Annotated in this window: 20 protein-coding genes; 8 read left to right on the plus strand and 12 right to left on the minus strand. The window is 67.5% G+C overall.

Translation table 11 applies throughout. From position 1 onward, the window contains the following. Positions 1–70: 70 nt before the first annotated feature. From AC1RWI_RS09120 to AC1RWI_RS09130, 3 genes are all read left to right on the plus strand, one after another. Positions 71–949, plus strand: coding sequence for a class I SAM-dependent methyltransferase (locus AC1RWI_RS09120; protein ID WP_492865915.1), 879 nt, complete (start codon positions 71–73; stop codon positions 947–949). Then, entirely contained in the window at positions 942–1,463 is a 522-nt protein-coding gene (locus tag AC1RWI_RS09125) for a DUF2938 domain-containing protein (RefSeq protein WP_492865835.1), read from the plus strand. Before AC1RWI_RS09120 ends, AC1RWI_RS09125 begins: the two co-directional genes overlap by 8 nt. A gap of 168 nt (positions 1,464–1,631) precedes the next feature. Continuing rightward, positions 1,632–3,770, plus strand: a complete 2,139-nt coding sequence (locus tag AC1RWI_RS09130; RefSeq protein WP_492865837.1) for an alpha/beta hydrolase domain-containing protein — start codon at positions 1,632–1,634, stop codon at positions 3,768–3,770. A 54-nt stretch (positions 3,771–3,824) separates the two neighbouring features. Here AC1RWI_RS09130 and AC1RWI_RS09135 read toward each other — a convergent pair whose 3' ends face one another. Beyond that, positions 3,825–4,751: a LysR family transcriptional regulator gene (locus AC1RWI_RS09135; RefSeq protein WP_043354831.1), complete on the minus strand. Its 927-nt coding sequence runs from the start codon at positions 4,749–4,751 to the stop codon at positions 3,825–3,827. 148 nt (positions 4,752–4,899) lie between these two features. On the opposite strand from AC1RWI_RS09135, the gene AC1RWI_RS09140 reads away from it, so the two are divergent. From AC1RWI_RS09140 to treF, 4 genes are all read left to right on the plus strand, one after another. Then, positions 4,900–5,805 carry an MBL fold metallo-hydrolase gene (locus tag AC1RWI_RS09140; RefSeq protein WP_043354833.1) on the plus strand — a complete coding sequence of 302 codons (906 nt, stop codon included), beginning with the start codon at positions 4,900–4,902 and terminating at the stop codon, positions 5,803–5,805. Positions 5,806–5,880: 75 nt separating this feature from the next. Beyond that, positions 5,881–6,621 carry a DsbA family protein gene (locus tag AC1RWI_RS09145; protein WP_492865839.1) on the plus strand — a complete coding sequence of 247 codons (741 nt, stop codon included), beginning with the start codon at positions 5,881–5,883 and terminating at the stop codon, positions 6,619–6,621. A 146-nt stretch (positions 6,622–6,767) separates the two neighbouring features. Beyond that, the gene (locus tag AC1RWI_RS09150) at positions 6,768–8,945 is read left to right on the plus strand and encodes a sensor domain-containing protein (protein ID WP_492865841.1); all 2,178 of its coding nucleotides are present in this window, start codon (positions 6,768–6,770) and stop codon (positions 8,943–8,945) included. Positions 8,946–9,124: 179 nt separating this feature from the next. Beyond that, positions 9,125–10,795 carry an alpha,alpha-trehalase TreF gene (gene treF, locus AC1RWI_RS09155; RefSeq protein ID WP_492865843.1) on the plus strand — a complete coding sequence of 557 codons (1,671 nt, stop codon included), beginning with the start codon at positions 9,125–9,127 and terminating at the stop codon, positions 10,793–10,795. Positions 10,796–10,821: 26 nt separating this feature from the next. On the opposite strand, the gene AC1RWI_RS09160 is transcribed toward treF, so the two are convergent. From AC1RWI_RS09160 to AC1RWI_RS09200, 9 genes are all read right to left on the minus strand, one after another. Continuing rightward, positions 10,822–11,589, minus strand: coding sequence for an alpha/beta fold hydrolase (locus AC1RWI_RS09160; protein ID WP_492865845.1), 768 nt, complete (start codon positions 11,587–11,589; stop codon positions 10,822–10,824). After that, positions 11,586–12,617, minus strand: coding sequence for a M14 family zinc carboxypeptidase (locus AC1RWI_RS09165; protein WP_492865847.1), 1,032 nt, complete (start codon positions 12,615–12,617; stop codon positions 11,586–11,588). Before AC1RWI_RS09165 ends, AC1RWI_RS09160 begins: the two co-directional genes overlap by 4 nt. A gap of 155 nt (positions 12,618–12,772) precedes the next feature. Then, positions 12,773–13,471 carry an HAD family hydrolase gene (locus AC1RWI_RS09170; protein WP_492865849.1) on the minus strand — a complete coding sequence of 233 codons (699 nt, stop codon included), beginning with the start codon at positions 13,469–13,471 and terminating at the stop codon, positions 12,773–12,775. A gap of 164 nt (positions 13,472–13,635) precedes the next feature. Then, on the minus strand, positions 13,636–14,505 hold the full coding sequence (locus AC1RWI_RS09175) for a LysR substrate-binding domain-containing protein (RefSeq protein WP_492865851.1): 870 nt from the start codon (positions 14,503–14,505) through the stop codon (positions 13,636–13,638). A 194-nt stretch (positions 14,506–14,699) separates the two neighbouring features. After that, positions 14,700–16,853, minus strand: a complete 2,154-nt coding sequence (locus AC1RWI_RS09180) for a phosphocholine-specific phospholipase C (RefSeq protein WP_043354842.1) — start codon at positions 16,851–16,853, stop codon at positions 14,700–14,702. Positions 16,854–16,955: 102 nt separating this feature from the next. Continuing rightward, the gene (locus tag AC1RWI_RS09185) at positions 16,956–17,129 is read right to left on the minus strand and encodes a hypothetical protein (RefSeq protein WP_173430733.1); all 174 of its coding nucleotides are present in this window, start codon (positions 17,127–17,129) and stop codon (positions 16,956–16,958) included. A 28-nt stretch (positions 17,130–17,157) separates the two neighbouring features. Continuing rightward, a complete protein-coding gene (locus AC1RWI_RS09190) occupies positions 17,158–19,173 on the minus strand; it encodes a hypothetical protein (RefSeq protein ID WP_492865854.1) in 2,016 nt (671 codons plus the stop codon). 377 nt (positions 19,174–19,550) lie between these two features. Then, positions 19,551–20,867 carry an MFS transporter gene (locus AC1RWI_RS09195; RefSeq protein ID WP_043354846.1) on the minus strand — a complete coding sequence of 439 codons (1,317 nt, stop codon included), beginning with the start codon at positions 20,865–20,867 and terminating at the stop codon, positions 19,551–19,553. A 55-nt stretch (positions 20,868–20,922) separates the two neighbouring features. Beyond that, positions 20,923–21,519 (minus strand): TetR/AcrR family transcriptional regulator, encoded by a 597-nt coding sequence (locus tag AC1RWI_RS09200; protein ID WP_492865856.1) that lies wholly within the window; start codon positions 21,517–21,519, stop codon positions 20,923–20,925. Between the two features lie 167 nt (positions 21,520–21,686). Here AC1RWI_RS09200 and AC1RWI_RS09205 point away from each other — a divergent pair, with 167 nt between their 5' ends. Then, the gene (locus AC1RWI_RS09205; RefSeq protein WP_043354849.1) at positions 21,687–22,451 is read left to right on the plus strand and encodes an SDR family NAD(P)-dependent oxidoreductase; all 765 of its coding nucleotides are present in this window, start codon (positions 21,687–21,689) and stop codon (positions 22,449–22,451) included. Positions 22,452–22,533: 82 nt separating this feature from the next. On the opposite strand, the gene AC1RWI_RS09210 is transcribed toward AC1RWI_RS09205, so the two are convergent. Together AC1RWI_RS09210 and cydB are read right to left on the minus strand one after the other, a co-directional pair. After that, positions 22,534–22,698 (minus strand): DUF2474 family protein, encoded by a 165-nt coding sequence (locus AC1RWI_RS09210; RefSeq protein ID WP_082055131.1) that lies wholly within the window; start codon positions 22,696–22,698, stop codon positions 22,534–22,536. Next, positions 22,698–23,705 (minus strand): cytochrome d ubiquinol oxidase subunit II, encoded by a 1,008-nt coding sequence (gene cydB, locus AC1RWI_RS09215; protein ID WP_043354850.1) that lies wholly within the window; start codon positions 23,703–23,705, stop codon positions 22,698–22,700. Before cydB ends, AC1RWI_RS09210 begins: the two co-directional genes overlap by 1 nt. Positions 23,706–23,709 lie beyond the last annotated feature (4 nt).

Genomic DNA, 23,709 nt, shown 5'->3' on the forward strand with positions numbered 1-23,709 from the left:
CTTGACCTCAAGTCAACTTGAACTGGCACAGTCTAGCTTCCGCTCCCTGGGGCAGCAAAGGAAAACGATCATGGATGTCACACAACGAGCCGAAAGCGAGCAGGCGGCGCTCTGGAGGGGCCGCTCCGGGCGCGCCTGGGTCGAGGCGCAGGCGCCGCTCGACCAGATGTTCAAGCCCTTCGAAGACCTGCTCGTCAAAGCGGCCTGCACCGGAGCCGGGCGCCGGGTACTGGATGTGGGCTGCGGTACCGGCGGCACCACGCTGGCCGTAGCGCGCCGGCTCGGCGCGAAGGGCCATTGCACCGGCGCCGACATTTCGGATCCGATGATCGCCGCCGCGCGGGCGCGCGCCGAACGCGAAGACATCACCGCACGCTTCATCTGCGCCGACGTGCAGAACCATGCCTTCGAGCCTGCAAGCTTCGATTTGATCATCTCGCGCTTCGGCGTCATGTTTTTCGACAACCCGGTCCTGGCCTTCAAGAACCTGCGCCGCGCCGCGCGGGACGGCGCAGATCTCTGCTTTGTCGCGTGGCGCAGTGCCGCGGAAAATCCGTTCATGACGACGGCCGAGCGCGCCGCTGCGCCGCTGCTGCCGAGCCTGCCCGCCCGCCGGCCAGGTGCGCCGGGACAGTTCTCCTTCGCGCACGGGCATCGGGTCTCTTCCGTGCTGGAGGAGAGCGGCTGGGCCGAGATCGACATCCGGCCGCTCAACGTGGAATGCACCTTCCCCGAGAGCGAACTGGTCGGCTACCTGTCCCGGCTCGGCCCCGTTGGCCTGATCTTGCAGGAGGCGGACGAGCGCACGCGCGCGCAAGTCATGGAAACGGTCCGCGCCGCCTTCGATCCCTATGTGCACGGCCCTGAGGTTCGCTACACCGCGGCTTGCTGGATGGTCCGCGCCCGGGCGCCTGCGTCAGCCGCGCCGAAGGAGGCAGCCAATGCCTGAGGCAGTCGACTATCTGATGTTTGCGCTGCTGATCGGTGCGGGCGCAACGGCGGTGATGGACATCTGGGCGGCCGCCCGCGAGCGGCTGCTCGGCATTCGGCCATTGGACTATGCGCTGGTGGGCCGCTGGCTCGCCCATCTGGTGCGCGGGCGTGTTTGTCACGACCCCATTGCGGCTTCCCCGTCCGTGCAGGGCGAGCGCCTCCTTGGCTGGATCGCCCACTACCTGATCGGCATTGCATTCGCGGCTACGCTGTTAGCTTTCTGGGGCCTTGGCTGGGCGCGTCATCCAACGCTTGGCCCGGCGCTGGTTGTGGGAATCGGCAGCGTGGCGGCACCGTTTTTCGTGATGCAGCCAGCCATGGGGGCGGGCATTGCCGCCAGCCGTACTCCGCGCCCGGGCGTCGCGCGCTTCCATAGCGTCGTCACGCACGGGATATTCGGCCTGGGCCTTTATGGGGCCGGTTGGGTGGCAAGTTGGCTGGACACGCTGGCATGGCGGAGTGTCTGGTAGCGCTTGCGTGCCCATCTGGTCCCCGATCCGATGGGCGCTGCCAAAAAGCGATTCAGCGGTTTATTCGCTTAATCCATCGAAACTATCCATTTACCTTATATTGCCGCGCTCCCTACACTTTGCGCCAACGCCCCCCTTAGCAGGGCGTACGACAAGAGAGGAGCAAGTATGGAGACCACCTTGGCGCGCCGCACGGCGGCGCTGGCGCTAGCTTTGCCGTTGCTCGCCTGCGGCGGCAACGATGACAGCGCGAACACGGGCACCGCCGCCACGTCCAATCCGGCGGCCACCCCGGGCATGACGCTGACCATCACCGCGCGGGAAGACATGCCCGGCACCTACGGCAACGCAGGCGCCTACGAAAAACTCACCGGCACGCTCAAGGGTGAGGTCGATCCCGCCGATGCGCATAACGCCATCATCCAGGACCTGGCGCTGGCTCCGGTGAATGGCCGCGGACTTGTGGAGTACACCACGGAATTCGTCATGCTCAAGCCCAAGGACATGAGCAAGGCGGGTGGCGTGCTGCGTTACGACGCGCCCAATCGCGGCAATATCCTGACCATGCCGAACCCCACCGCGGTGCCCGGGGATTCGCTTTACTTCGAGCGCGGCTACGTGCTGCTGTACTCGGCCTGGCAGGGCGATGTGCCGAAGAGCTCGGCGGCAAGGCTCACGCTGGCGGTGCCGGTGGCAAAGAACAAGGACGGCAGCAGCATTACCGGCCCGTATGCGGCGGAGCTGATCCCGAGCGTTGCCAGCCCATCGATGAGCCTGCCGGGCGGCGTGTTCAACAGCACGATGATTCCCTATGCGCCGGCCAGCCTCGACAACACCTTGCCGGGCTACACGCTGACGCGGCGCATAAACGAGACCGACCCGCGCGTGGCGATTCCCGCCACGGACTGGAAGTTCGCCACCTGCGATAACGCAGGCAACCCCTTCCCAGGCAAGGCCGACGCTGCGAACATTTGCCTCAAGGGCGGTTTCGTTCCGGGCTACCTCTACGAGATCACCTACGTGGCGAAAGACCCGAAGGTGATGGGTGTGGGCCTGGCGGCGCTGCGCGACACCATTACGTTTTTCCGGCACCAGGCCGCGGATTCGGCGGGCACGCCTAATCCGGTGGCGGGCGCGGTGCGCTTTGCCATCGGGCAGGGCACCTCGCAATCTGGCAACGCGATGAAGACCTTCCTGCATCTTGGCTTTAACCAGGCACTGGATGGCAGCAAGGTGTTCGACGGCATCTACGCGCACGTGGCCGCGCGCCAGACCAATATCAACACGCGCTTCGCCATGCCGGGCGGCGGCGGTGGCCTGCGCACCGACCATCGCGCTTTCGGGCAGACCGCGCCGCGCGGGCTGGCCGCCGACTACCAGGACACGCTGGCGGGCCGCACTGGCGGCGTCATGCAGCGCTGCACCGCTACGCAGACTTGCCCGAAGTTCTTCCTCGGCCTGTCGGGCACGGAGTTCTGGCAGTTGCAGGGCTCGCCGGTGCTGACCGATCCCTACGGCTTTGCCGACCTGAAGCAGCCTGACAATGCGCGCATCTACTACTACGCCAGCACGCAGCACGGCGGCAAGTCGCCGCTGATCAGCTACGCGCCAGCGTCGACGGTGTACCCGGCAGGGTCCATGGTCGATTTTGCCGATACCTTCCGCGCGCTGTTCGTCGCGCTGGAAGACTGGGTGGCTCGTGATGTCGCGCCGCCGGCCAGCCAGGTTCCGGCCATCGCCGATGGCACGCTGGTGCGGCCCGATCAGCTGACCTTCCCCGTGACCAAGGGCATTACCTGGGCCGGCGCGGGCAGCAATACAGCGATTCCCGCGCTGCAGTACCTGGCGCGCTATAACGGCTTCCCGCTGCTCGATTACGGCCCGACCTATCGCCCGCAGGATGAGTCCGGCATCCCGACCTTGCTGCCGCCGTCGTACATGGGGCGGGACTACGCCATCATGGTGCCGCAGGTGGATGCGCAGACCGGGCTGACCAAGGCCGGCATCCATGCCGTCGACGTGGACGCGCCAGTGGGCACCAGCCTGGAGTTCAACTACGTGGCCACGCCGGGCATTGTGGATCTGGTCAACCTGAGCGGCAGCTACATTCCCTTCCACAAGACCGAGGCCGCGCGCATTGCGGCTGGCGATACGCGGCCCTCGCTGGAGTCGCTCTACACCGACCAGGCCGGCTACGTGGCCAAGGTGCAGAGCGTGGCCGCCGGGCTGGTGGCCAGGCGCTTTTTGCTGCAGGCGGATGCCGACCGGCGCGTGGCGAGCGCGCAGGCGAATCCTGTGTTGCCCTGAGGGAAGGGGCATTTGAAGGGGCCGTGATGCGGCGGGCGGGGCGCTCCGCCGCGCCTAGCCCGGAAGCCTCGCTGCGGTTCCTGCGCCTTGCCATCCGGGCTCCGCGGCGAAGCGCTCCGCAAGGAAGTCCAGCATGGTGCGCAGGATTGCCGGCATTTGCCGGCGCGATGCGTAGATGCCGTGGATGCCAAGCGCCTGCGGTTGCCATCCGGGCAGCAGGGCCACCAGTTGCCCGCTGCGCAGCAGCGGTGCGGCGGAGTAGAGCGGCTGCATGGCAATGCCGGCGCCCGCCACGGCGGCGGCCAGCAGCACGCTCGATTCATTGGCGCTGAGGTTGCCCTGCACCGGCACCGCCAGCGTTTGCCCCGCGCGTTCCAGTTGCCACAGGCTCTTGCCGAAGTACGAGTAGGTAAGGCAGTTGTGCATGGCGAGGTCCTGCGCCTGGCGTGGCATGCCGTGGGCGGCGATGTAGGCAGGCGCGGCGCAGATCACCGAGGCGCAGCTTGCCAGCGGGCGCGCGATCAGGTTGGGGTCGAGGTCGTTGGTGATGCGGATCGCCAGGTCGATGCGGGCCTCCACCAGGTTGACCGCCTGGCTGCCGATATGCAGGTCGACGGCGGTTTCCGGATAGCGCTTCAGGTAGGCCGTCACGGCCGCGGCCAGCACGGACTCGGCCAGCGATTGCGCGCAACTGATGCGCAGCATGCCGCGCGGCATGCCCGCGCGCTCATGCTCGGGCCGCGCCATCTGGGCGGCGATCTCCAGCATCTGGCGGCAGCGCGCCAGCGCTTGCTCCCCGGCGGGCGTCAGGCTCAGGCTGCGTGTGGAGCGGTGCAGCAGGCGTTGCTCGGCCCAGGTTTCCATCTGCGCGAGATAACGGGTGACCATGGCGCGCGACATGTCCAGTGCCTCGGCGGCGGCCGTCATGCTGCCGCGTTCGGCAATGGCGACGAAGACTTCGGCGGCGGTGATGCGGTCCATGGAATGAGTTGGCCGGTGACGCTGCTGTAGCTTGTCGGCCTAGTTGATCGATTAATGCAACAAAGATGTTCATTCTATGGGGTTTTTGTACCGGTCTGTGCAAATTAAGCTGGCGGCTTCCTGGATCCCCAGCCACGTGAGACTCCCGATGCCCTCCAGCCTGACCCTGAACCGATTCCTGCGCGGCCTTGCCGCAGCCTTGTGCCTGGGCATCGTCGCCAGCACGCCCGCGATGGCCGCAGCCGCGCTCAAGCTGGAGGTCTACAACCCCGGCACCAGGAGCATTTTCCCGGTCTCGTCCGAACTCGTCACCGGCGCGCACGACGCGGTGCTGATCGACGCGCAGTTCCAGCGCAACGACGCCGAGGCGCTGGTTGCGCGCATCCGCGCCAGCGGCAAGAACCTCACCACCATCTACATCAGCCACAGCGATCCGGATTTCTACTTCGGGCTGGACGTGCTCAAGGCCGCGTTCCCGGCGGCCAGGATCGTCGCCACGCCGCAAACGGTGGCGGCCATCCAGGCATCCATGGCGGGCAAGCAGGCTTACTGGACTCCGATCCTGAAGGACAATGCGCCCAAGGCGCTGGTGCTGCCCGAGCCGCTGGCCGGCAATGCCATCGAGCTCGAGGGCAGCAAGCTGGAAGTGCTGGGGCTGGACGGCCCGGCGCCGGAGCGCACGGTGGTGTGGATTCCGTCGCTCAAGACCGTGGCCGGCGGCGTGGTGGTCTTTGGCAAGAGCCACGTCTGGGTGGCCGATACGCAAACACCGGCCTCGCGCCAGCACTGGATCGCCATGCTCGATCGCATCGCGGCGAAGAAGCCAGCGCGGGTCGTGCCCGGGCACTATCTGGACGATGCGCCGCAGACGCTGGCGTCGGTGCGCTTCACGCGGGATTACCTGCGCACGTTCGAGCAAGAGGCGGCGCGCGCGCCGGATGCCAAGGCGCTGAGCGCGGCGATGCAAAAGCACTATCCGCAGCTGGGCGGCCTGGACTCGCTTGATCTGAGCGCCAAGGTCATCAAGGGCGAAATGCAGTGGCCTGCAAAATAACGGCTGCGCGCCAGGCCGCGTTTCGCGTTTCGCGATGCGCATGACGCCAGCATCAAATCTCAGGAAGCATTGATCATGTCCGGTCTCACCCTGCATTACATCTACGACCCGCTGTGCGGCTGGTGCTACGGCGCCGCGCCGCTGGTGCGTGCTGCGCGCGCCGTGCCTGGCCTCGCGCTCGCGCTGCACGGCGGCGGCATGCTCACGGGCGCCAACCGCCGCCGCATCACGGCGCAATGGCGCGACTACGTGATGCCGCACGACCGCCGCATCGCCGCGCTCACCGGCCAGCCGTTCGGCGAGCGCTATTTCGAAGGCTTGCTGCGCGACGAGAGCGCGGTGATGGACTCCGCTGCGCCCACCACCGCGATCCTGGCCGCGCAGGCGCTGGGCGGCGTGCAGGCTGCTGCAGATCTGCTGGCGCGCCTGCAGCATGCGCACTACGTGGACGGCCTGCGTATTGCCGATGCGCAGGTGCTGGCCGATCTTGCCGGGCAGGCCGGACTGGACCCGCAGCGCTTTGCCGGCCTTTGCCTGGACATTGGCGGTGACAAGACGCAGGCGCATATGGCCGCCAGCCGCGCGCTGCTGAACCGTCTGGGCGGGCATGGCTTCCCCACGTTTGCGCTGCAAAAAGGCACCGATCAATTTGCGGTGCTGGACGTAGGCCCGTTCCTTGGCGACGCGGGTGCGTGGCAGGAGAGCCTGGCGCGGGCGGTTGCGCAGCAGGGCGCAAGCATGGAGGCGGACGGCCAGGATGGCGCCGGCGGCCCGGTTTGCGGCGCGCAGGGTTGCGCTTTGCCGGCGCAAGGGTAAATTTCGCGCCCGCATTGCCGTTATACCAATCGACGTCCCGGCACACAGGCTGCGCCGGTTCCGTCGATTGTCGTTTGCGCGCGGCTTGTCCTTTCGTCTGGATGAGCGCTGCGCGAGACGGCATCGACCCTACACCCGCACCCTGCATGCCGCACATCCAAGGCCCTCCCGGCGAGACCGAACTTTTTCGCACGCTTGTACTCGGCGTGACCGATTACGCTATCTACGCGCTGGATCCCGCTGGAACCGTGAGCAGTTGGAACCCCGGTGCGCAGCGAGCCAAGGGATACACCCGGGATGAAATCCTGGGCGCGCATTTCTCGTGCTTCTACACGCCGGAGGATCGCGCTGCGGGGTTGCCCGAGCAGGCGTTGCGGCAAGCGCGCGAGGCAGGCCGCTTCGCGGCGGAAGGCTGCTGGCGCTTGCGCAAGGATGGTTCCCGCTTCTGGGCCCATGTGCTGATCACGCCGATCTTCGATCGCAAGGGCAAGCAGCTTGGCTATGCCAAGGTCACGCGCGACATGACGCAGCAAAAGGCCGACGCCGAGCGCATTGCGGAGGTGACACGCACGCTGGACCTGGCGCTGGAGAACATGTCGCAGGGGCTGTGCCTGTTCGATCCGCATGGCACGATCATCCTGACCAATCGCCGCATGGACGAGATATTTCGCGGCGCGGGCGCGGCGCTGGTGCCAGGCGCGGATTTTCTCGCCCTGTGCCGCGCGATGGCGGGTGTGCGCGAGCGCGAAATCGCAGCACCGGGCGTGCTTGCCATCCGCCTTGGCGGCAATGCGCAGGCCGAGGCCGGCCAGCCTGACGACCGCGCCGAGCAATACGCGCAGGCGCTTTGCGAGCGGCACCGCGAGATCCTGCGCCGCCACCAGCAATGGCGCAGCGTGGAGGCGTTGCCCGACGGGCGCGCCATAGCGCTGTCGCACAGCGTCATGGCTGACGGCTCGTGGGTGACCACCTGCGAGGACGTGACCGAGCAGCGCCGCATCGAAGCCAAGATCCAGTACATGGCGCGCCACGACGGGCTCACCGGCCTGCCCAACCGCAGCTATTTCAACGACTACCTGGACGAAGAACTGCAGCGCGCGCAGAAGCAGGGCACCCGGGTGGCAACGCTCGGCATCGACCTGGATCGCTTCAAGGAAATCAACGACCTGCACGGGCATGCGGCCGGCGACACCGTGCTGCGGGCGGTGTCCCAGCGCATCGCCAGCCAGCTGGAGCCGGGCGAGTTCATCGCCCGCATCGGCGGCGATGAGTTCATTGCCGTGAAGCGTTTCGAGCGGCAGGCCGAGCTGAGCGACTTCAGTGCGCGCCTGGTGACATGCGTGAGCGAGCCGGTGCGGCTCGATGGCTTTGACCTGACCACGGGCGCGAGCATCGGGATTGCTATCTATCCCGGCGACGGCACCCATCGCGACCAGCTGGTCAGCAATACCGACCTGGCGATGTACCGCGCCAAGGGCAGCTTGTCCGAATCGATCTGCTTCTACGAAAGCCGGATGGACGAGGCCGAGCGCGAACGGCGCGCGCTGGCCGGCGAGCTGTGGACCGCCATTGCCGCCAACCAGTTCGTGCTGGCCTACCAGGTGCAGACCGCCATTGCCAGCGGCGAGGCCATCGGCTGCGAGGTGCTGTTGCGCTGGCATCATCCCGAACGCGGGCTGATCGCGCCCGACAGCTTCATCCCCCTGGCCGAAGAATGCGGCGCCATCCTGCCGATCGGCGAATGGGTGCTGCGCACCGCATGCCAGCAAGCCGCGCAGTGGACGTTCCCGCGCAAGATCTCGGTCAACCTGTCGCCGGTGCAGATCACCCACGGCAACCTGGTCACGCTGGTGGCGCAAGTGCTGGAGGAGACCGGGCTGGCGGCTGGACGGCTGGAACTCGAAATTACCGAGTCGACCATCATCGGCGACAAGGAACGGGCGCTCGACATATTGCGCCGCATCAAGGCGCTGGGCGTGACCATTGCCATCGACGATTTCGGCACGGGCTACTCGTCGCTCGACACCTTGCGCTCTTTTCCGTTCGACAAGATCAAACTGGACCGCACCTTTATCGCGGAAATTTCCGACAGCCAGCAGGCCAAGGCCATCATCCGCGCCATTCTGGCGCTGGGCCAGAGCCTGGCGATCCCGGTGCTGGCCGAAGGCGTGGAGACCGACGAGCAGCTTAGCCTGCTGCAGGCCGAGGGCTGCGACGAGGCGCAGGGATTCCTGCTCGGGCGCCCGCAGTCGCTCGAGCATTTCCGCCGCGCCCACGCCGTGGTCGGGCCGCGGCTGGTAACGGCGCAGACACCGGAACGCTAGGCGGCGCATCCGGCGCATGCGATGCATCATGCGCGCGTGTCGTGATCTGTGCGCTTCACTGCGGTCCCGTCCGCACGCGGCGCCTTTGCGCGGCGGTGGAACTCGCCCGCGCGCCAGCCACTCTCATTGCTTGTTGGCAGCCAACCGCGCTGCCGCACGGGTAAAAACCGGGAGTGGCCGTGGCACCACGCATCACCATCGAAGGCGGCCACCCGGCCGGCCAGCCTCATGTGCGCGAGGTGGGCGACCCCACCGGTGGCCAGACGCTCGCCCCGCACCGCTTGGCAGGCTGTGCGCACGCCGATCCGCTCACGCCCGCCGATCGCTACCAGGAGTTGTTCGTGGCGGTGCAGATGGGGCGCATTTTTCCCGACAGCAAGACCTTCACCGACGCCATGCCCCGGCAGGACCCGGCCACCATCCTGGCCGCCTACCGCGCTCGCGCCGACGCTGCCGGCTTCGACCTTGCCGCCTTTGTGCACGCGCATTTCGCGCTGCCCGAAGTGCCGCGCAGCTGCTACGAGTCCGACCCCAACCAGCCGCTGGCCGACCATATCGACGGGCTGTGGGCGGTGCTGACCCGGCATCCCGCGCAGCACCCGCCGCAATGCTCGCTATTACCGCTGCCGCACCCCTACGTGGTGCCGGGCGGGCGTTTCTCCGAGCTTTACTACTGGGATTCGTACTTCACCATGCTGGGCCTGGCCGCCAGCGGGCAGGGCGGCTTGTTGCGCGGCATGGCGGAGAACTTCTCCTACCTGCTTGATACCTATGGCGTGATCCCCAACGGTACCCGCAGCTACTACCTGAGCCGCTCGCAGCCGCCGGTGTTCGCGCTGATGGTGGAGCTGTTCGAGGACCAGGGCGTGCAACCCGAGCTGGGTTTCCTGCCACAGTTGCGCAAGGAGTACGCTTTCTGGATGCGGGGCGCCGACTGCCTTGCGCCGGGGCAGGCATGCCGGCGGGTGGTCAGGCTGGCCGACGGCAGCCTGCTGAACCGCTACTGGGACGAGCGCGATACCCCGCGCGAGGAAGCCTTTATCGAAGACACCGGCACGGCCGCATTGGCGGCGCGGCCGGCCGCCGAGGTATTCCGCGACCTGCGCGCCGCAGCCGAATCGGGCTGGGACTTCAGCTCGCGCTGGCAGGAACCCGGCGGCGGGCTGGAGACGGTTCGCACCACGGCGATCCTGCCGGTGGATCTCAATTGCCTGTTGTTCAAGCTGGAGCACAAGCTCGCCGAACTGGCCCAGGCCGCCGGCGATGCCGACGCACCGGTCTTCGCCCAGCGCGCGCAGGCCCGCCGGGAGGCCATCGACCGGCTCATGTGGCGCGAGGCCGAGGGCGCCTACTTCGATTTCGACTGGCAACGCCACCACGCCCGCGCCAACCTGACGGCGGCGACCGTGGTGCCGCTCTACGTCGGCGCGGCCACCCCCGCGCAGGCGGCGCGAGTGGCGCAAACCGTGGCCGCGAGGCTGCTGCAGCCCGGCGGCATTGCCACCACGGAGCGCGTCAGCGGCCAGCAGTGGGACCTGCCCAACGGCTGGGCGCCGCTGCAATGGCTGGCGATTGGCGGGTTTGCGTGCTGCGGGCAAGCGGCGCTTGCGCACGAGATCGCCCATCGCTGGCTGGTGACCGTGGCAAGCCTTTACCAGCGTGAGTACAAGCTGGTGGAGAAATACGCCCTGCAGCCCGGAGAAGATGGCGCGGTAGGCGGCGGGGGCGGCGAGTATCCGCTGCAGGACGGCTTTGGCTGGACCAACGGTGTGGTGCGCAGGCTGCTGCAGGACCACCCTGCGCATGTGGCGTGCCGCTGCCGCGCGGGCGTGAAGTCCGTGCATCCATGAAAGCGTGAAGGCATGAGGGCATGGTTTCAGCGATGGCTGGCACTGGTTGTTGCCAGCCACCGCGCCACCGCGGCAGCCAGCCAGGCTGGATCGTCGTGCGGCAAATCGTGCCCCGCCCAGGGATGGCGGCGGTGCTGCGCGCCCCAAGCTTCGGCCAGGCGCGCGGAGCACACCGGGTCGACCAGATGATCCGCCGCCGACGACAGTACCAGCGTCGGGCAGGCCGGCGGCGCACCCGGCGCGTGATAGCGTGCCGCGGCCCACAGCTGGCGCAGGGCATTGGCCCGGCATACCGGTGCGCTGCCGCGAATCGCGCACCATTGCGCCACATCCGTCGCGAAGGCCGCGCTCGCGTTGCAGGTCAGCCGGTAGATGATGCGCTCGCAGTAAGGGGCGTTGTGCCAGCGCAGCGCCATGCCAAAGAGCGCCGGCCAGTTGCGCGGTGGCAGCCGCTCGGCCACGCTGCAAAAGGGCCGCATGCTGGTGTTGATCAGCACCAGCGCGCCGATCTCCTCGGGGTGCTGCCGCGCCCACTGCGCCGCCACCATGGCGCCCAGCGACATCGCCAGCAGCCGGTATGGCCGCACCAGCCCCTGCCTGGCGGCACGCTCGCGCAGGAACGCCACCATCGCAGCCACGTTGGCTGGCGCGCGCCCGGGCGCCTCAACGCCATTGCCAGGCAGGTCCAGCATGGTGACGGGTCCGATACCAGCGTGGGTCTGCAGCACGCCCGGCAAGACGCCCCAGTGGCGGGTTTCGCGCGTCAGGCCGCGCAGCAATATCCAGTCGCTCATCCGGGCGGCCCCCAGGGCCACTGCGCGTTGGCGCGGTCGAGCAATTCCTGGCGGCGTTGCCCGCGTGGCAGCCAGCGCTCGGGCGCATAGGCCACGCGGGCGAGGAAATCCAGCAGGTTGGCATGCCGGCGCAGCACGCGCGCGGTGCGGTGCGCCTTGACCGGGTTGAAGAATCCCTGGCGCGAGAACAACTGGCGGGGATTCTTCTTGATCCACAGCCAGGAACCCAGCTCCAGCGTCATCGGCAGGAAGATATTGCCTGGCGGCGTGTGGTCGTAGGCCCAGTCCCACAGGTCGCCGTGCAGCAGGTATTGGCAGCTCTGCGGCTCGAAGGCATAGCCATGGTGGGGATGTGCCTGCTCGAGCATGGTCTTGAGGGCAAACATCTCAGGCAGGTGCGGCATCGGCGCGGCGGTGCGCGCGTAGGGAAACCAGATGCTGTCGCTCCAGCCGTAGCCCGAGTGGCAATCCAGCGCGAAGCTCAAGGGCCGACCCTGCAACTGCTGCGCCACGACTTGCAGCATGGCAGTGCTTTCCGCCTCCATGGGCGCACCGAGCTTGCCGCGGTACCACGGCAGCCACGCCCCCACGCGCTGGCCGCCAGCCAGCGGCGGCACCCGGCCAACCGCGTCCTGCGGCGCGTTGCGCATCAGGTCCACGCCATTGGGGTTGGCGCGCGCGCCCGCCCACATGCCGCCCGGGTTGACGATCGGCATGAACAGCAGCCGCACGGATTGCAGCTGGCGCTCCAGCAGTTCGTCCCACTCCAGGCGCCACAGCAGCATGCGCATGTAGTCGAGCAGCAGATGCGTGCCGATGCGCTCCAGGCCATGGATGCCGGCAAAAAAACCGATGGCGGGCGCATGCGGATCGTTCGACCCGATGCTGGCGGTGTACAAGGGAAAGCACTGGCCGCCTGCCTGCACCTCCCCGACGCGGCAGGCATCCAGGCGGCTGGCGCCGGCTTCCAGGATGCCCTCCAGTTGCTGCATTTCAGCAAAACTGCCTGCGTTGGGTGGCTGCGCCATGGGCGAGGGCGGCTCCTTGGGGGCGATGCGACGGTCGATTGTCAGGGCTTCAACGTCAATATAGGCGCTGGCGGCCGGTCGGGTTACAAAAGCGTGCCCGCCATCATCCCCCGGTTTTGTGAAAGCCCCGTGACTGGCGCCGGGTGTCACCGGTGTCAGGCCGTGGCCAGCGCCGGCTCGGCCGAAGCAAACAGCATCAGCAGGGGCCAGCCGCGCGTGTTGGCCAGCGCGCGCAGCGCGGCATCCGGGTTGGTGGCCACCGGGTGGCTCACGGCTTCGAGCAGCGGAATGTCGTTGCGCGAGTCGCTGTAGAACACGGTGCGCTCGAAGTGCGCCCACGCCATGCCGAGCGATTCCAGCCACTGCGCCACGCGTGCGATCTTGCCCACCCCGAAGCTCGGCACGCCGTCTACCGCACCCGTGAAATTGCCCGACGCGTCGCGTGCGGCCTCCACCGCCAGCAGGTGCGCCACGCCCAGCGCCTCGGCGATCGGCTCGGTGACGAAGCGGCAGGTGGCGGTGACGATGCAGCACAGATCGCCGGCGTCCTGGTGCGTGGCCAGCAGCGCGCGCGCCTCGGGGCGGAGGGCCGGCGCGATCACGTCGCGCATGAAGCCGCTGCGCAGGCCCTCCAGCTGTGCGTGTGGATGACGCGCCAGCAGGCCCAGGGCGAAGGCGGCGTGGCGGTGGATGTCCAGGCGTCCGGCGCTGTACTCGGCCAGCCACAGCGCGTTGTTGGCCTCGACTTCGGCGGCATCCGCCGCGCCGGCCTCCACCAGGTAGCGTGCCCATTCATATTCGCTATCCAGCGGTAGCAAGGTGTGGTCGAGGTCAAACAAGGCAAGGCAGGACATGCGCCGTCTCCGGTCGGAAAAGCGGCAAGGATGCCCATCGGCAATGACCCACGGATGAAGCGCGGCGCAAGAATCCCGATACGGCTATCAGGGATTTTTGCCGCCTTTGGCGAAATTGCCGAGGTTGCCGAGGCCGCCGGGGTTGCCGGGGTTGCCCATGGCGCCTACGCTGCCTTGCACGGCGCGAGGCAATCCAGGAAGGCCCCGATCAGCCGCGTATGCGTGCGGCCCTGCAGGCAATAGAGGTATTCGTGCAGCACGGGCGGCTGGCTGGCAAACGGCACAACGCACAGCGCCGGGTCGCGCGGCACTTCCCCCAGCGGCACCACGCTTGCGCCAAGGCCCCGGCGAATGGCTTCGTAGATGGCTTCGCGGCTGCCGATGACGGTGCTGGCCGGCAGCGGCAAGCCGGCGCCGTCCAGCGCGGTCTCGGTGGCCTTGCGCGTCATCGACCCGTGCTCGCGGATCAGCAGGTGGCAGGTTGCCAGCTGCGCCAGGCTGACGCTGGGCGCGCGCGCCAGCGGATGGGCGGGGTTGACCACCAGCACCATTGGGTCGGTGGCCAGCGTGATGCGGGCCAGCCGATCGTCCTCGACGGCGTGCGAGGAAACAGCGACGTCGATGCGGTACTCGATCAGCGCATCCAGCATCTGCTGCGAGTTGCCGATATCGATGCTGATCTCGATGGCGGGATAGCGCTCGCGAAACGCGGCTACGCTCTTCAGGATGTAATAGGGCCCGGTAGCGCCAATGCGCAGATGGCCGAGATGCAGGTTGCCGGCATTGCGCAGCAGGAAATCCGCGCTGCCTTCGTGCTGCATCAACTGTTCCACCACCGGCATCAGGGCCACGCCGACGTCGCTCAGGTCGACCCGGCCAGCGCGCCGGTAGAACAGCTCCACGCCGTAGTTCTCTTCCAGCTGGCGGATGCGGCCCGTGACCGTGGGCTGGCTTACGCGCAGTTGCTTGGCGGCAGTGGTGATGCTGCCTTGCCGTGCCACTTCATAGAACGTCGTCAGCAGGTCGCCGAGCATGGGGGGTTTCCGTGGGAATAAGGCAAGCGCGCCAGTCTAGCGGCGTTTTATGACAGTTCATGTGACAGCGCACCATCGCGCCGCCGTTGGCGCGGCAGTGCGATGGTGCAAAGGATGGAAAGCGCGGGCGGCGGCAGGAGCAGGTGCTCCTGCCCCCCCCCCCCCCCCCCCCCCCCCCCCCCCCCCGGCTTCGCTCAGGGCACGGCCCGTGCGGGCTTGCCCAGCGCCGGGTCGGACACCCCGTCGGCGCCGGTTTCCAGGCGGCCGGCAAAGCGGCGCCGGAAGCTGCCCTGGGTGGTGGTCACGACGAAGTCATACCAGTTGCCCTGCAGGCCCACCGGCCAGTGCTGGTCGAGCTGCTTGCCGGCCGGAATGTCGAAGGTCCAGGGGCCGTCTTCGCGGTAGGCGGCGGGCGTGACGGTGAAGGTGCAGGCCTTGGCGCCGGTGTTGATCATGGTCAGGTAGACGGCGGCATTGGCGATGTCGTAGCACACCCGGATTTCCGGCGCGGTGCCGCCCGCGGCGACCACGGTGCTCACGTCGCCCTGGAAGGCGCGATGAAAGCCGTTCGGGCCCAGCACCCACAGGTCGTATTTGCCGTTGTCAGCGGTGAAGACGTCCCAGCTGTCATTAACCTGTTTGCCCGGCTCGACCGCATAGCGGCGCGGCACGCGGTCCAGGTGCAGGCGGTCGTACACGTGGAAGACGGCGGCGGCGGTGCCGGTGTTGCTCAGCAGCAGCCACATGGCCTTGGCGCCCGGATCCTCGCGGCCGCTCACATGCAGCTCGTAGGGCAGCGCGCGCGAGGGCCGCGTGCCCACCGGCTGGGTGGCCGGGTTGGCGGTCTGGAAGGCGACGGTCGGCAGCGCAACCGGTGCCATGCCTTCCTGATCCGTGCGCACCTTGTCGGCAACGGTCTTGGTGCGGTTGGGGATCACAGGCAGCGCCGCGCTGTTCGGGCTGACGAAGTTGAACGCTGACAGCATGTCGCCGCAGATCGCGCGGCGGTATGGGCTGATGTTGGTCTCGGCCACACCGAAGCGTGCCTCCAGGAAACGCAGCACCGAGGTGTGGTCGAACACCTGCGAGTTGACCCAGCCACCGCGGCTCCACGGCGAGACCACGTACATCGGCACGCGCGGGCCAGGGCCGTAGGGATGCATGTCGGTGTGGTACTCACCGTCGGTGGCGACGGTGGACTTGCCGGCGAGCACGCCGTTGGCGTCGTAGGCAGGCGCGCAGGGTGGCGGCACATGGTCGAAGAAGCCGTCGTTCTCGTCGAAGTTGATCAGGAGCACGGTCTTGCTCCAGACGGCCGGGTTGGCCGTCAGCGCATTGAGCACTTCCTGCGTGTACCAGGCGCCTTGCACCGGGCTGGACGGCCCCGGGTGCTCGGAGTAGGTCGCCGGCGCCACGATCCACGATACCTGCGGCAGGCTGCCCGCGGCGATGTCGTCCTTCAGCGCTTGCAGGAAGCCGCCGTCCGGCATGGTGTTGCCGATGCCCTTGATAAGCGGGTTGATGACGTCGTCGGCGATGGTATAGGCCGGGTAGGGGCTGCCGTTGGACGTATTGCCCCGCGCCTCGTTGGCCTTGCGGTACTGCACGAAGCCAGCCAGCGGGTTGTCGGTGAAGTTGTCCGGCATGTTCTGGTACAGCTTCCAGCTTACGCCCGCCGCCTGCAGGCGTTCTGGATACGTGGTCCAGCGGTAGCCGCCGGTGGAAGCGCCCATGGAGTCGCCACTGTTGTCGATCACCGGGCCGCCATTGGCACCGGTGGGGTCGTTGGTGCCGGTCCAGTGGAACAGGCGGTTGGTGTTGGTGCCACCATGGAAGCCGCAGTGGTAGGCGTCGCACAGCGTGAAGGCGTTGGCGAGTGCGAACTGGAAGTCCAGCTCGGTCTGGGTGTAGTAGCCCATCGACTGGGTGTTCTTGTAGGTGGGCCACTTGTTCATGCGGCCCAGGTCCCAGGCATTCTGGGCGTCGGGGTAGCTGTGCGGCGTGCCGCTGACGCGTTGCGCATTGCCGGCCGTGCTGTCGAGGTGGTAAGGCTGCACGATGCGGTTGGTGTAGGCCTGCTGCCAGACGTTGAGGCCGCCGGCCAGCGGGATCGGGAAACGATCGCCGAAGCCGCGCACGCCCTGCAGGGTGCCGAAGTAATTGTCGAAGGAGCGGTTTTCCTGCATCAGGATCACCACGTGCTCCACGTCGCGGATGGTGCCGGTGGCGTTGTTGGCGGGAATCGCCAGCGCGCGCCGGATCGACGGCGGGAAGGCGGCCAGCGCCGCGGTGGCGGCGGCGCTGCCGCCGGCCATCTTGAGGAAATTGCGTCTGCTGTGAAGGCTCATCTTGGTTTTTTTGCTGGACTGTTCGGTTCGTGCGGTGCGCAGGGCTGGCGCCCCGCGGTGCGCTGCAGTTAGGGACGGGTCGTCGCTATTCGCGGCTGCTCGTTAAGGCGCGCAGCGCAGCTGCGGCGTGGCTGCGGGCGGCTGCCCGGGCTGCCCGGGCTGCGCCGGATCGGCGGGCTTGTCATTGGAGTCGCCGCCGCAAGCCGTCAGCGTGGCGCACAGCACCAGTGCCGCCAGCCAGCCCGGCTGCGCGAAGAAAGAGATTGAAGGCTTCATGATCACGTTTGCTCTCGGGGAATAGGTATCAGGGGTTGAGCGTGGACAGCGGCTGGCGCGAGCCGGTGATGGTCTGCAGCTCGGCCAGGCTGAGCTGGCGCGTCCACATGGCCAGGTCGTTGAACTCCATCACGCCCTTGAGTGCGCCGCCGTTGTTCGGCACATAGGCATGCGTGGCATCGTCATTGAGGCCCCAGGCCTTGGTGGCCAGGCCGTTGAGCTTGGTCACGTCGGTGTTGGCGATGGCCCTGTTTTCAGCCTTTTGCAGCCCGAGCACCGGGTCGATGACGTAGGCGCTGAAGGTCTTGGCCGTGGCGTTGATCGACAAGGCCAGATAGGTCCACTGGTTGGCGCTGAACGTCATGCCCGTGATGTCGTCGCGCTTGCCGCCGCTGCCGATGTTGAAGCTCACCGAGCAGCTGCCCCACAGGCCGATCGCGATGCCCGCGTTGCTGCCCGAGGTCCAGTTCTTGTTGGCCAGGATCGGCTCGCCGGTGCCGTTGCCCTGGGTGCAGTCGGACTTGAACCAGAAGCCGATGGTGAATTGCGGGGCGAGCGCGATATCGGCGCCGCTCTGCGTGAGCTGATAGGCGTCGATTCTCGAATCGACCTTCAGCGCCTTGCCGCCGAAGTTGTCGCTGCTCAGCGAGCCGCCATCGGTGCCGGGAACCCAGGGGCCGATGGCGGTAGTGCCCTTGCTGTCGGTTGCCGGCAGCGTCTCGAAACTGTAGTAAGCAGCCAGGTTGTTGCGCAGCGTGTCGGCCAGCACGACCGGCTTGACGTAGTTGATCTGCGCCAGCAGCGCGGTGGGCATACCGTTGCGCACCAGCGTGTAGTTGAAACGGTACACGCCGCTGGCCGGCGCGGTGATGGCTTTGTCCTCATAGGTGGACGTGCCGGCCGGCAGCGTGGCGATCTGCACCCCGTCGCGCAGCAGCGTCATGTCGCCGGTGGCGGTGGTGGGGTTCTGCCATGACAGCACCAGCGAGGTGTTGGTGCTGCCCACCACGGACTGCAAGCCCCGCACGCCCGCAGTGCCGGCCAACGCCGAGCCGTCGATCTGGTACGAGGCGGCGGGCAGGGCCACGCCGACGTGCGCGAGCATGGTGGGCAGCAGGTCCGCCTCGGTTGGCAGTGCCGCCAGCGCGTCCGCATTGGCGGGCGCAGCCGGCAGGTTGCTGGCCACCGCCGTGTTGAAGGGCTTGTTGAGCGCGATGAAGGTGGTGCGGTTTTGCACCGTCGGCAGGGTGGTGGTGGAACCCGTCGCGTCCAGGCCGTGACTGGTGGTCACGGCGACCAGCCAGTCTTCGTTGGCATTGGCCGCGCGGCGAGCCTGCACGGCGGCCAGCAGCTTGCCCAGCGCCTGGTCAAAGCTGGACAGCGCGGTGGCGTAGCCGCCGTTCTGGAAGCCCTGGGCGGCCGCGGCCAGGTCGGGCGCGCTGAACTGGGTGAAGACTACGTCGTAGCCAGACTGCACCAGCTTCACACCCTCTTGCGCCACGCAGTTGTCGTCGGCGGTGCAGTCGCGCATGGAGTCGAGATTGCCTGCGGCCACGTCGGCCTTGAGCAACGCCGGCAACACGGGCGCGCTGGTAGCGGCGCCGCGGCGCAGTGCGCTCGAGCCGGCGTTGGCACGCAAGTACTGGAACAGGCTCGGCGTGCGCAGGCCGGTGGCCACGGCAACGTCGTCGCCCACGCCGTGGCGGTTCGCCCAGTTGCCGGCGAGGACCGTGGCCCAGCTCGGGCCGGCAAGCGGAACCTGCTCGGTGGTGGTGCCGAGCCGGCCGCCGGTCGATGCTGGCGTGACCGACAGCGTGGCCAGGTTGGGCAATGTGCGCTGGGCGATGCCGTTTTGCAGCTGGCTATAGGTGGCGCCGTCCACGCCGACCAGCAGCACTTTCTTGCTGGCAACGCCACTGCCGCCCGTGTTGTTCTGATCGGGGGCCACCACTGCCGGCGAGTCGCTGCCGCCGCCGCCGCATGCCGCTACCGTGCCCGCCAGGGCCAGGCCACATGCCATGCGTGCCCGCTGTTTCCATGCCATATCCGGTTCCTCTTTTCTGTTATCCAACGCGGCGCGCCGCTCCGGCGGCGCGTCCGATCACGCTCCCCGTGACGCGTTGGCAGAGTAAGAAAAGGGGTTGTCATGCGGGTGACAGGGAGGCAAAGAATGCTGATGCGCTCATTTGCATTCTTGATGGGACAGGCACGCAGAGGCACAGGCCCTGCCTGGATGGCGGGCTGGGGGACGAAAAAAAACGAGGAAAGCGCGGCGTCAGGAATGACCGCGGAGCACGACGATGGGAGAGAAAGCGAGGGGTACGGCGGGGGAGTATTGCGAGGATCAAAGGTGCCGCGTTGCCCTCGTTGCCCTTGTCATGGCGACCAAGGGCAACGCAGCGGCGGCGAGCGCCGCGAATGTCAGGCCTTGGCTGCTTGCGGGGCCGCGCCGCTAGCCTGCGTGCCGGGGCGGCGGACCATCAACGCCAGCAGCGCGGCCACCATGCACGCCGCGCCCGCGGCGTACAGCGCTGGTGTGTAGGTCAGCAGCAAGGTACGGGTAAGGCCCGCGCCAAACGCAGCCGTGGCGGCGCCGACCTGGTGGGCGGCAAAGATCCAGCCGAACACCATCGGCGCGCGCTCCTTGCCGAACACCGAGCCTGCCAGCCTGACCGTGGGCGGCACCGTGGCGATCCAGTCCAGGCCGTAGAACATGGCAAAGATGGACAAGCCGTATAGCGTGAACGTGGAGTGGGGCAGCCAGAACAGCGACAGGCCGCGCAGGCCGTAGTACCAGAACAGGAGCTTGCGGCAGTCATAGCGATCCGACAGCCATCCCGAGACAATGGTGCCGACAAAGTCGAACGCGCCCATCATCGCCAGCGCGCCGGCGGCCGGCACGGCGGCCATGCCGAAGTCCGCGCACAGCGAGATGAAGTGCGTCTGGATCAGGCCGTTGGTGCTCAGCCCGCAGATGAAGAAGGTGCCGGCCAGGATCCAGAAGGTCTGGCTGCGGGCGGCGTCGCGCAGCACCACGAAGGGCCCGCGCAAGGTCAGCGGCGCGGGCGCGCTGGGCGGCGCCGGCGCGGCTTGGGCGTGCATGGGCACTTCACCGAACGCAGCCAGGCCCACGTCGGCCGGACGATTGCGCATGAAGCAGAACACCAGCACGGCCAGCACCGCGCAGGCGCCCAGCACCGGCAGCACCGCGATGCGCCAGCCCATATGCTCGATCAGCCAGGCGGCCACGGGCAGGAACGCCAGCTGGCCGGTGGCCGAACTGGCGGTCAGGATGCCGATCACCAGCCCGCGGCGCGCGCTGAACCAGCGGCTGGCGATCACGGCCGCGAGCACCAGCGCGGTCAGGCCGGAGCCAACGCCGAGCATCAGGCCCCAGGCAATGAACAACTGCCACAGCTCGGTGGCCACGGTGGCCAGCGCCATGCCGCCGGCAATCAGCGCCAGCGCGGCCCACACCACGTTGCGCACGCCGAAACGCTCCATCAGGATCGCCGAGAACGGGGCCATCAGGCCGAACAGCGCAAAGCGAAACGCGAGGATGGATGAGATCTGATCCGTGTCCCAGCCCATTTCGCGCGTCAGCGGCTTGAGAAAGGCGCCGGGCAGGCCGAGCGCGGCCGAGGTGGTCAGCATCACGCAGAAGGTGATGGCGGCGATCAGCCACGCGTAGTGGATGCCGCGCCGGTCGAGCCGGCTGGAAAGTGCTTGAGCGAACATGGGTCGGGTTCCGGGGGCGGGGCGTTGGTTTGTCGTGGGGTGTTGGCCGTTGCTGCTACTGGGAATTCGGACCCAGCAGCATGTCGCGCGCCGCGCCCAGGATGTCTTCGGAAATGGCATCGCCCTCGGTGGCACGTGCCAGCGTCATGGCGCCCACCAGCATGGCCAGCTGTCCCAGCGCCAGCTTGCGGCGCTCGGCCGGGTCGGCGTGCTCGACCGTCTTCATCCAGTCCTCGACCATGACCTTGAGGCCGTCGATATAGACCTGGCGCACTGGCTTGTCCGCCGGCTCGCGGGCAATGTCGCCAGCGAGTGCCACCGCCGCGCAGCCATCGCCGCGGCTTGTGCAATGCGCCGTGGTGAGGTAGGCCTCCACCAGGTTGGCGCGCATCGCTTGCTTGTCGCCTTTGGCGCGCTCGATGCGGCGCGACCAGCGCCGCGCGGATTCCTCGAAGGCGCGCTTGCTCGCCAGCGCGGCCAGCGCGTCCTTGGACGAGAAGTGCCCATAGAAGCCACCGTGCGTGAGGCCGGCCCCGGCCATCAGCTCGGCCACGCTCACGCCGTTCAGGCCGCGCTCGCGGAATAGCCTGGAGGAGGCCTGCTCGATGGCTTCCCTGTGCTTGTCGGCCTGCTCTCGTGATGCGCGCGCCATACCTGGCTCTCCTGTTGAAACTTTGCTTGATTTGCTTGACCGGATTTTATATGACACCCATAATTTATTCAATAAATGTTGGTCATCATTTAAACAGGCGTCGCCGCGCAGCATCGCAGATGCGGGCAGCGTCGCTTTTCTTTTCCTCTGTATCAGGAGAATCCGTCATGCAGAACCTGTTCGATCTCAGTGGCCGCGTTGCCGTCATCACCGGCTCCACCAAGGGCATGGGCCTGGAAATGGCCCGCGCGCTGGGCGCGTGCGGCGCCGCGCTCGTGGTGTCCGGCCGTGACCAGGCCACTTCCGAGGCGGTGGCGGCCGCACTGGACGGCGAGGGCTTCAAGGCCAAGGGCATCGCTTGCGATATCGGCAACGTTGAGAGCGTCCAGGCGTTTGCCAGGCAAGCGCTGGACGCCTACGGCCGCGTGGATGCGCTGGTGCTGAACGCGGCCGGCAGCGGCGCGGCGGGCGCGCTGCTGAGCCAGGGCCCGGACGTGCTCGAGCAGGCCATGGCGGGCAATGTGCGAGGCAACCTGGTGCTGGTCAATGCGTTGGCGCCGCAGATGATCGAGCGTGGTGACGGTGCCGTCATCTTCATGTCGAGCATCGCGGCCAAGCGCGGCTCGGCCATGCTCGGCATGTACAGCATCACCAAGGCCGCAACGGACGGTGCGGTGCGCAGCCTGGCGCTGGAACTCGGGCCGAAGGGGATCAACGTGAATGCGATCAACCCCGGGCCGGTGCGCACCGAGTTCTCGCGCGAGGCGCTATGGGGCAACCCGGAACAGGAGGCGCGCCTGGCCGCCGCGATCCCGATGCGGCGGATCGGCGAGGCGAAGGATGTAGCGGGGCTGGCGGTGCTGCTGGCATCGCCCGCGGGGCGCTTTATCCACGGCCAGAGCATCGGCGTGGATGGTGGACTTTCAGCGTGAGCCGCTGAGGGTCAAAGATCAAGGATCTAAGGTCAACGGATCGCGCCCCGCAGGTGCCGGGGCGCCGGGCCACGGACGCCCCTCAGCTATGCATGCCTGCCAGCCGCATCAGCAGGCGCAGCAGCAAAGCCGCCACGCCCAGCGCGGCCACGCTGGCCACCCAGATCAGCACCATCCAGCCGACCCGCTTGAGCCACGGCCTGGGCGCATCGTCCGGCGATCGCCGGCGGTGCTGCGTCGCTGGCATCAGTGATACCCCTCGCCGTGTTTCACCTTGCCTCGGAACACGTAATAGGCCCACACCGTGTACATCAGGATGAAAGGAATGATGAACAGCGCGCCCACCAGCGCAAAGCCCTGGCTTTGCGGTGGCGAGGAGGCGGCCCAGATCGAGATATCCGGCGGCACGATATTCGGCCATACGCTGATCGCCAGCCCGCTATAGCCCAGGAAGACCAGCGCCAGCGTGTACATGAACGGCGCCAGGTGCGCATGCTGCTGCAACGAGCGGATCAGCCGGTACATGGCAAACGCCACCAGCAGCGGCACCGGCGAGAACCAGAACAGGTTGGGCAGGCTGAACCAGCGCTCGGCAATGCGCGGCTGCGACAGCGGCGTCCAGATACTGATGACGGCGATGACGGCCAGCAACACCCAGGCCAGCTTGCCGGTGAGTTCCAGCATGCGCTCGTGCAGCTTGCCTTCGGTTTTCATGATCAGCCAGGTGCTGCCCAGCACGGTGTACGCCACCACCACGCCAACGCCGCAGAACAGCGGGAAGGGCTGCAGCCAGTCCAGCGGGCCGCCCGAGAAGGTGCGCCCGGTTACCTTGATGCCGTCGATATACGCGCCCAGCGAAACGCCCTGGAAAAACGCCGCCACCAGCGAGCCGCAGATAAACGCCTTGTCCCAGACGTGGCGCTCGCGGTCATTGGCCTTGAAGCGAAACTCGAACGCCACGCCGCGAAAGATCAGCCCCAGCAGCATGAAGATCAGCGGCAGGTAGAGCGCGCTGAGCACCACGGAGTAGGCCAGCGGAAACGCGGCCAGCAGGCCCGCGCCGCCCAGCACCAGCCAGGTCTCGTTGCCGTCCCACACAGGTGCCACCGTGTTCATCATGACGTCGCGGTCATGGCGGTCCGGCACGAAGGGATACAGCATGCCGATGCCCAGGTCGAAACCGTCCATCACCACATACATCATCACGCCAAAGAAGATGATGACGGCCCAGATCAAAGAGAGGTCGATGCCCATGATG

It is taken from the genome of Cupriavidus sp. MPR-AND1C (assembly GCF_058809705.1).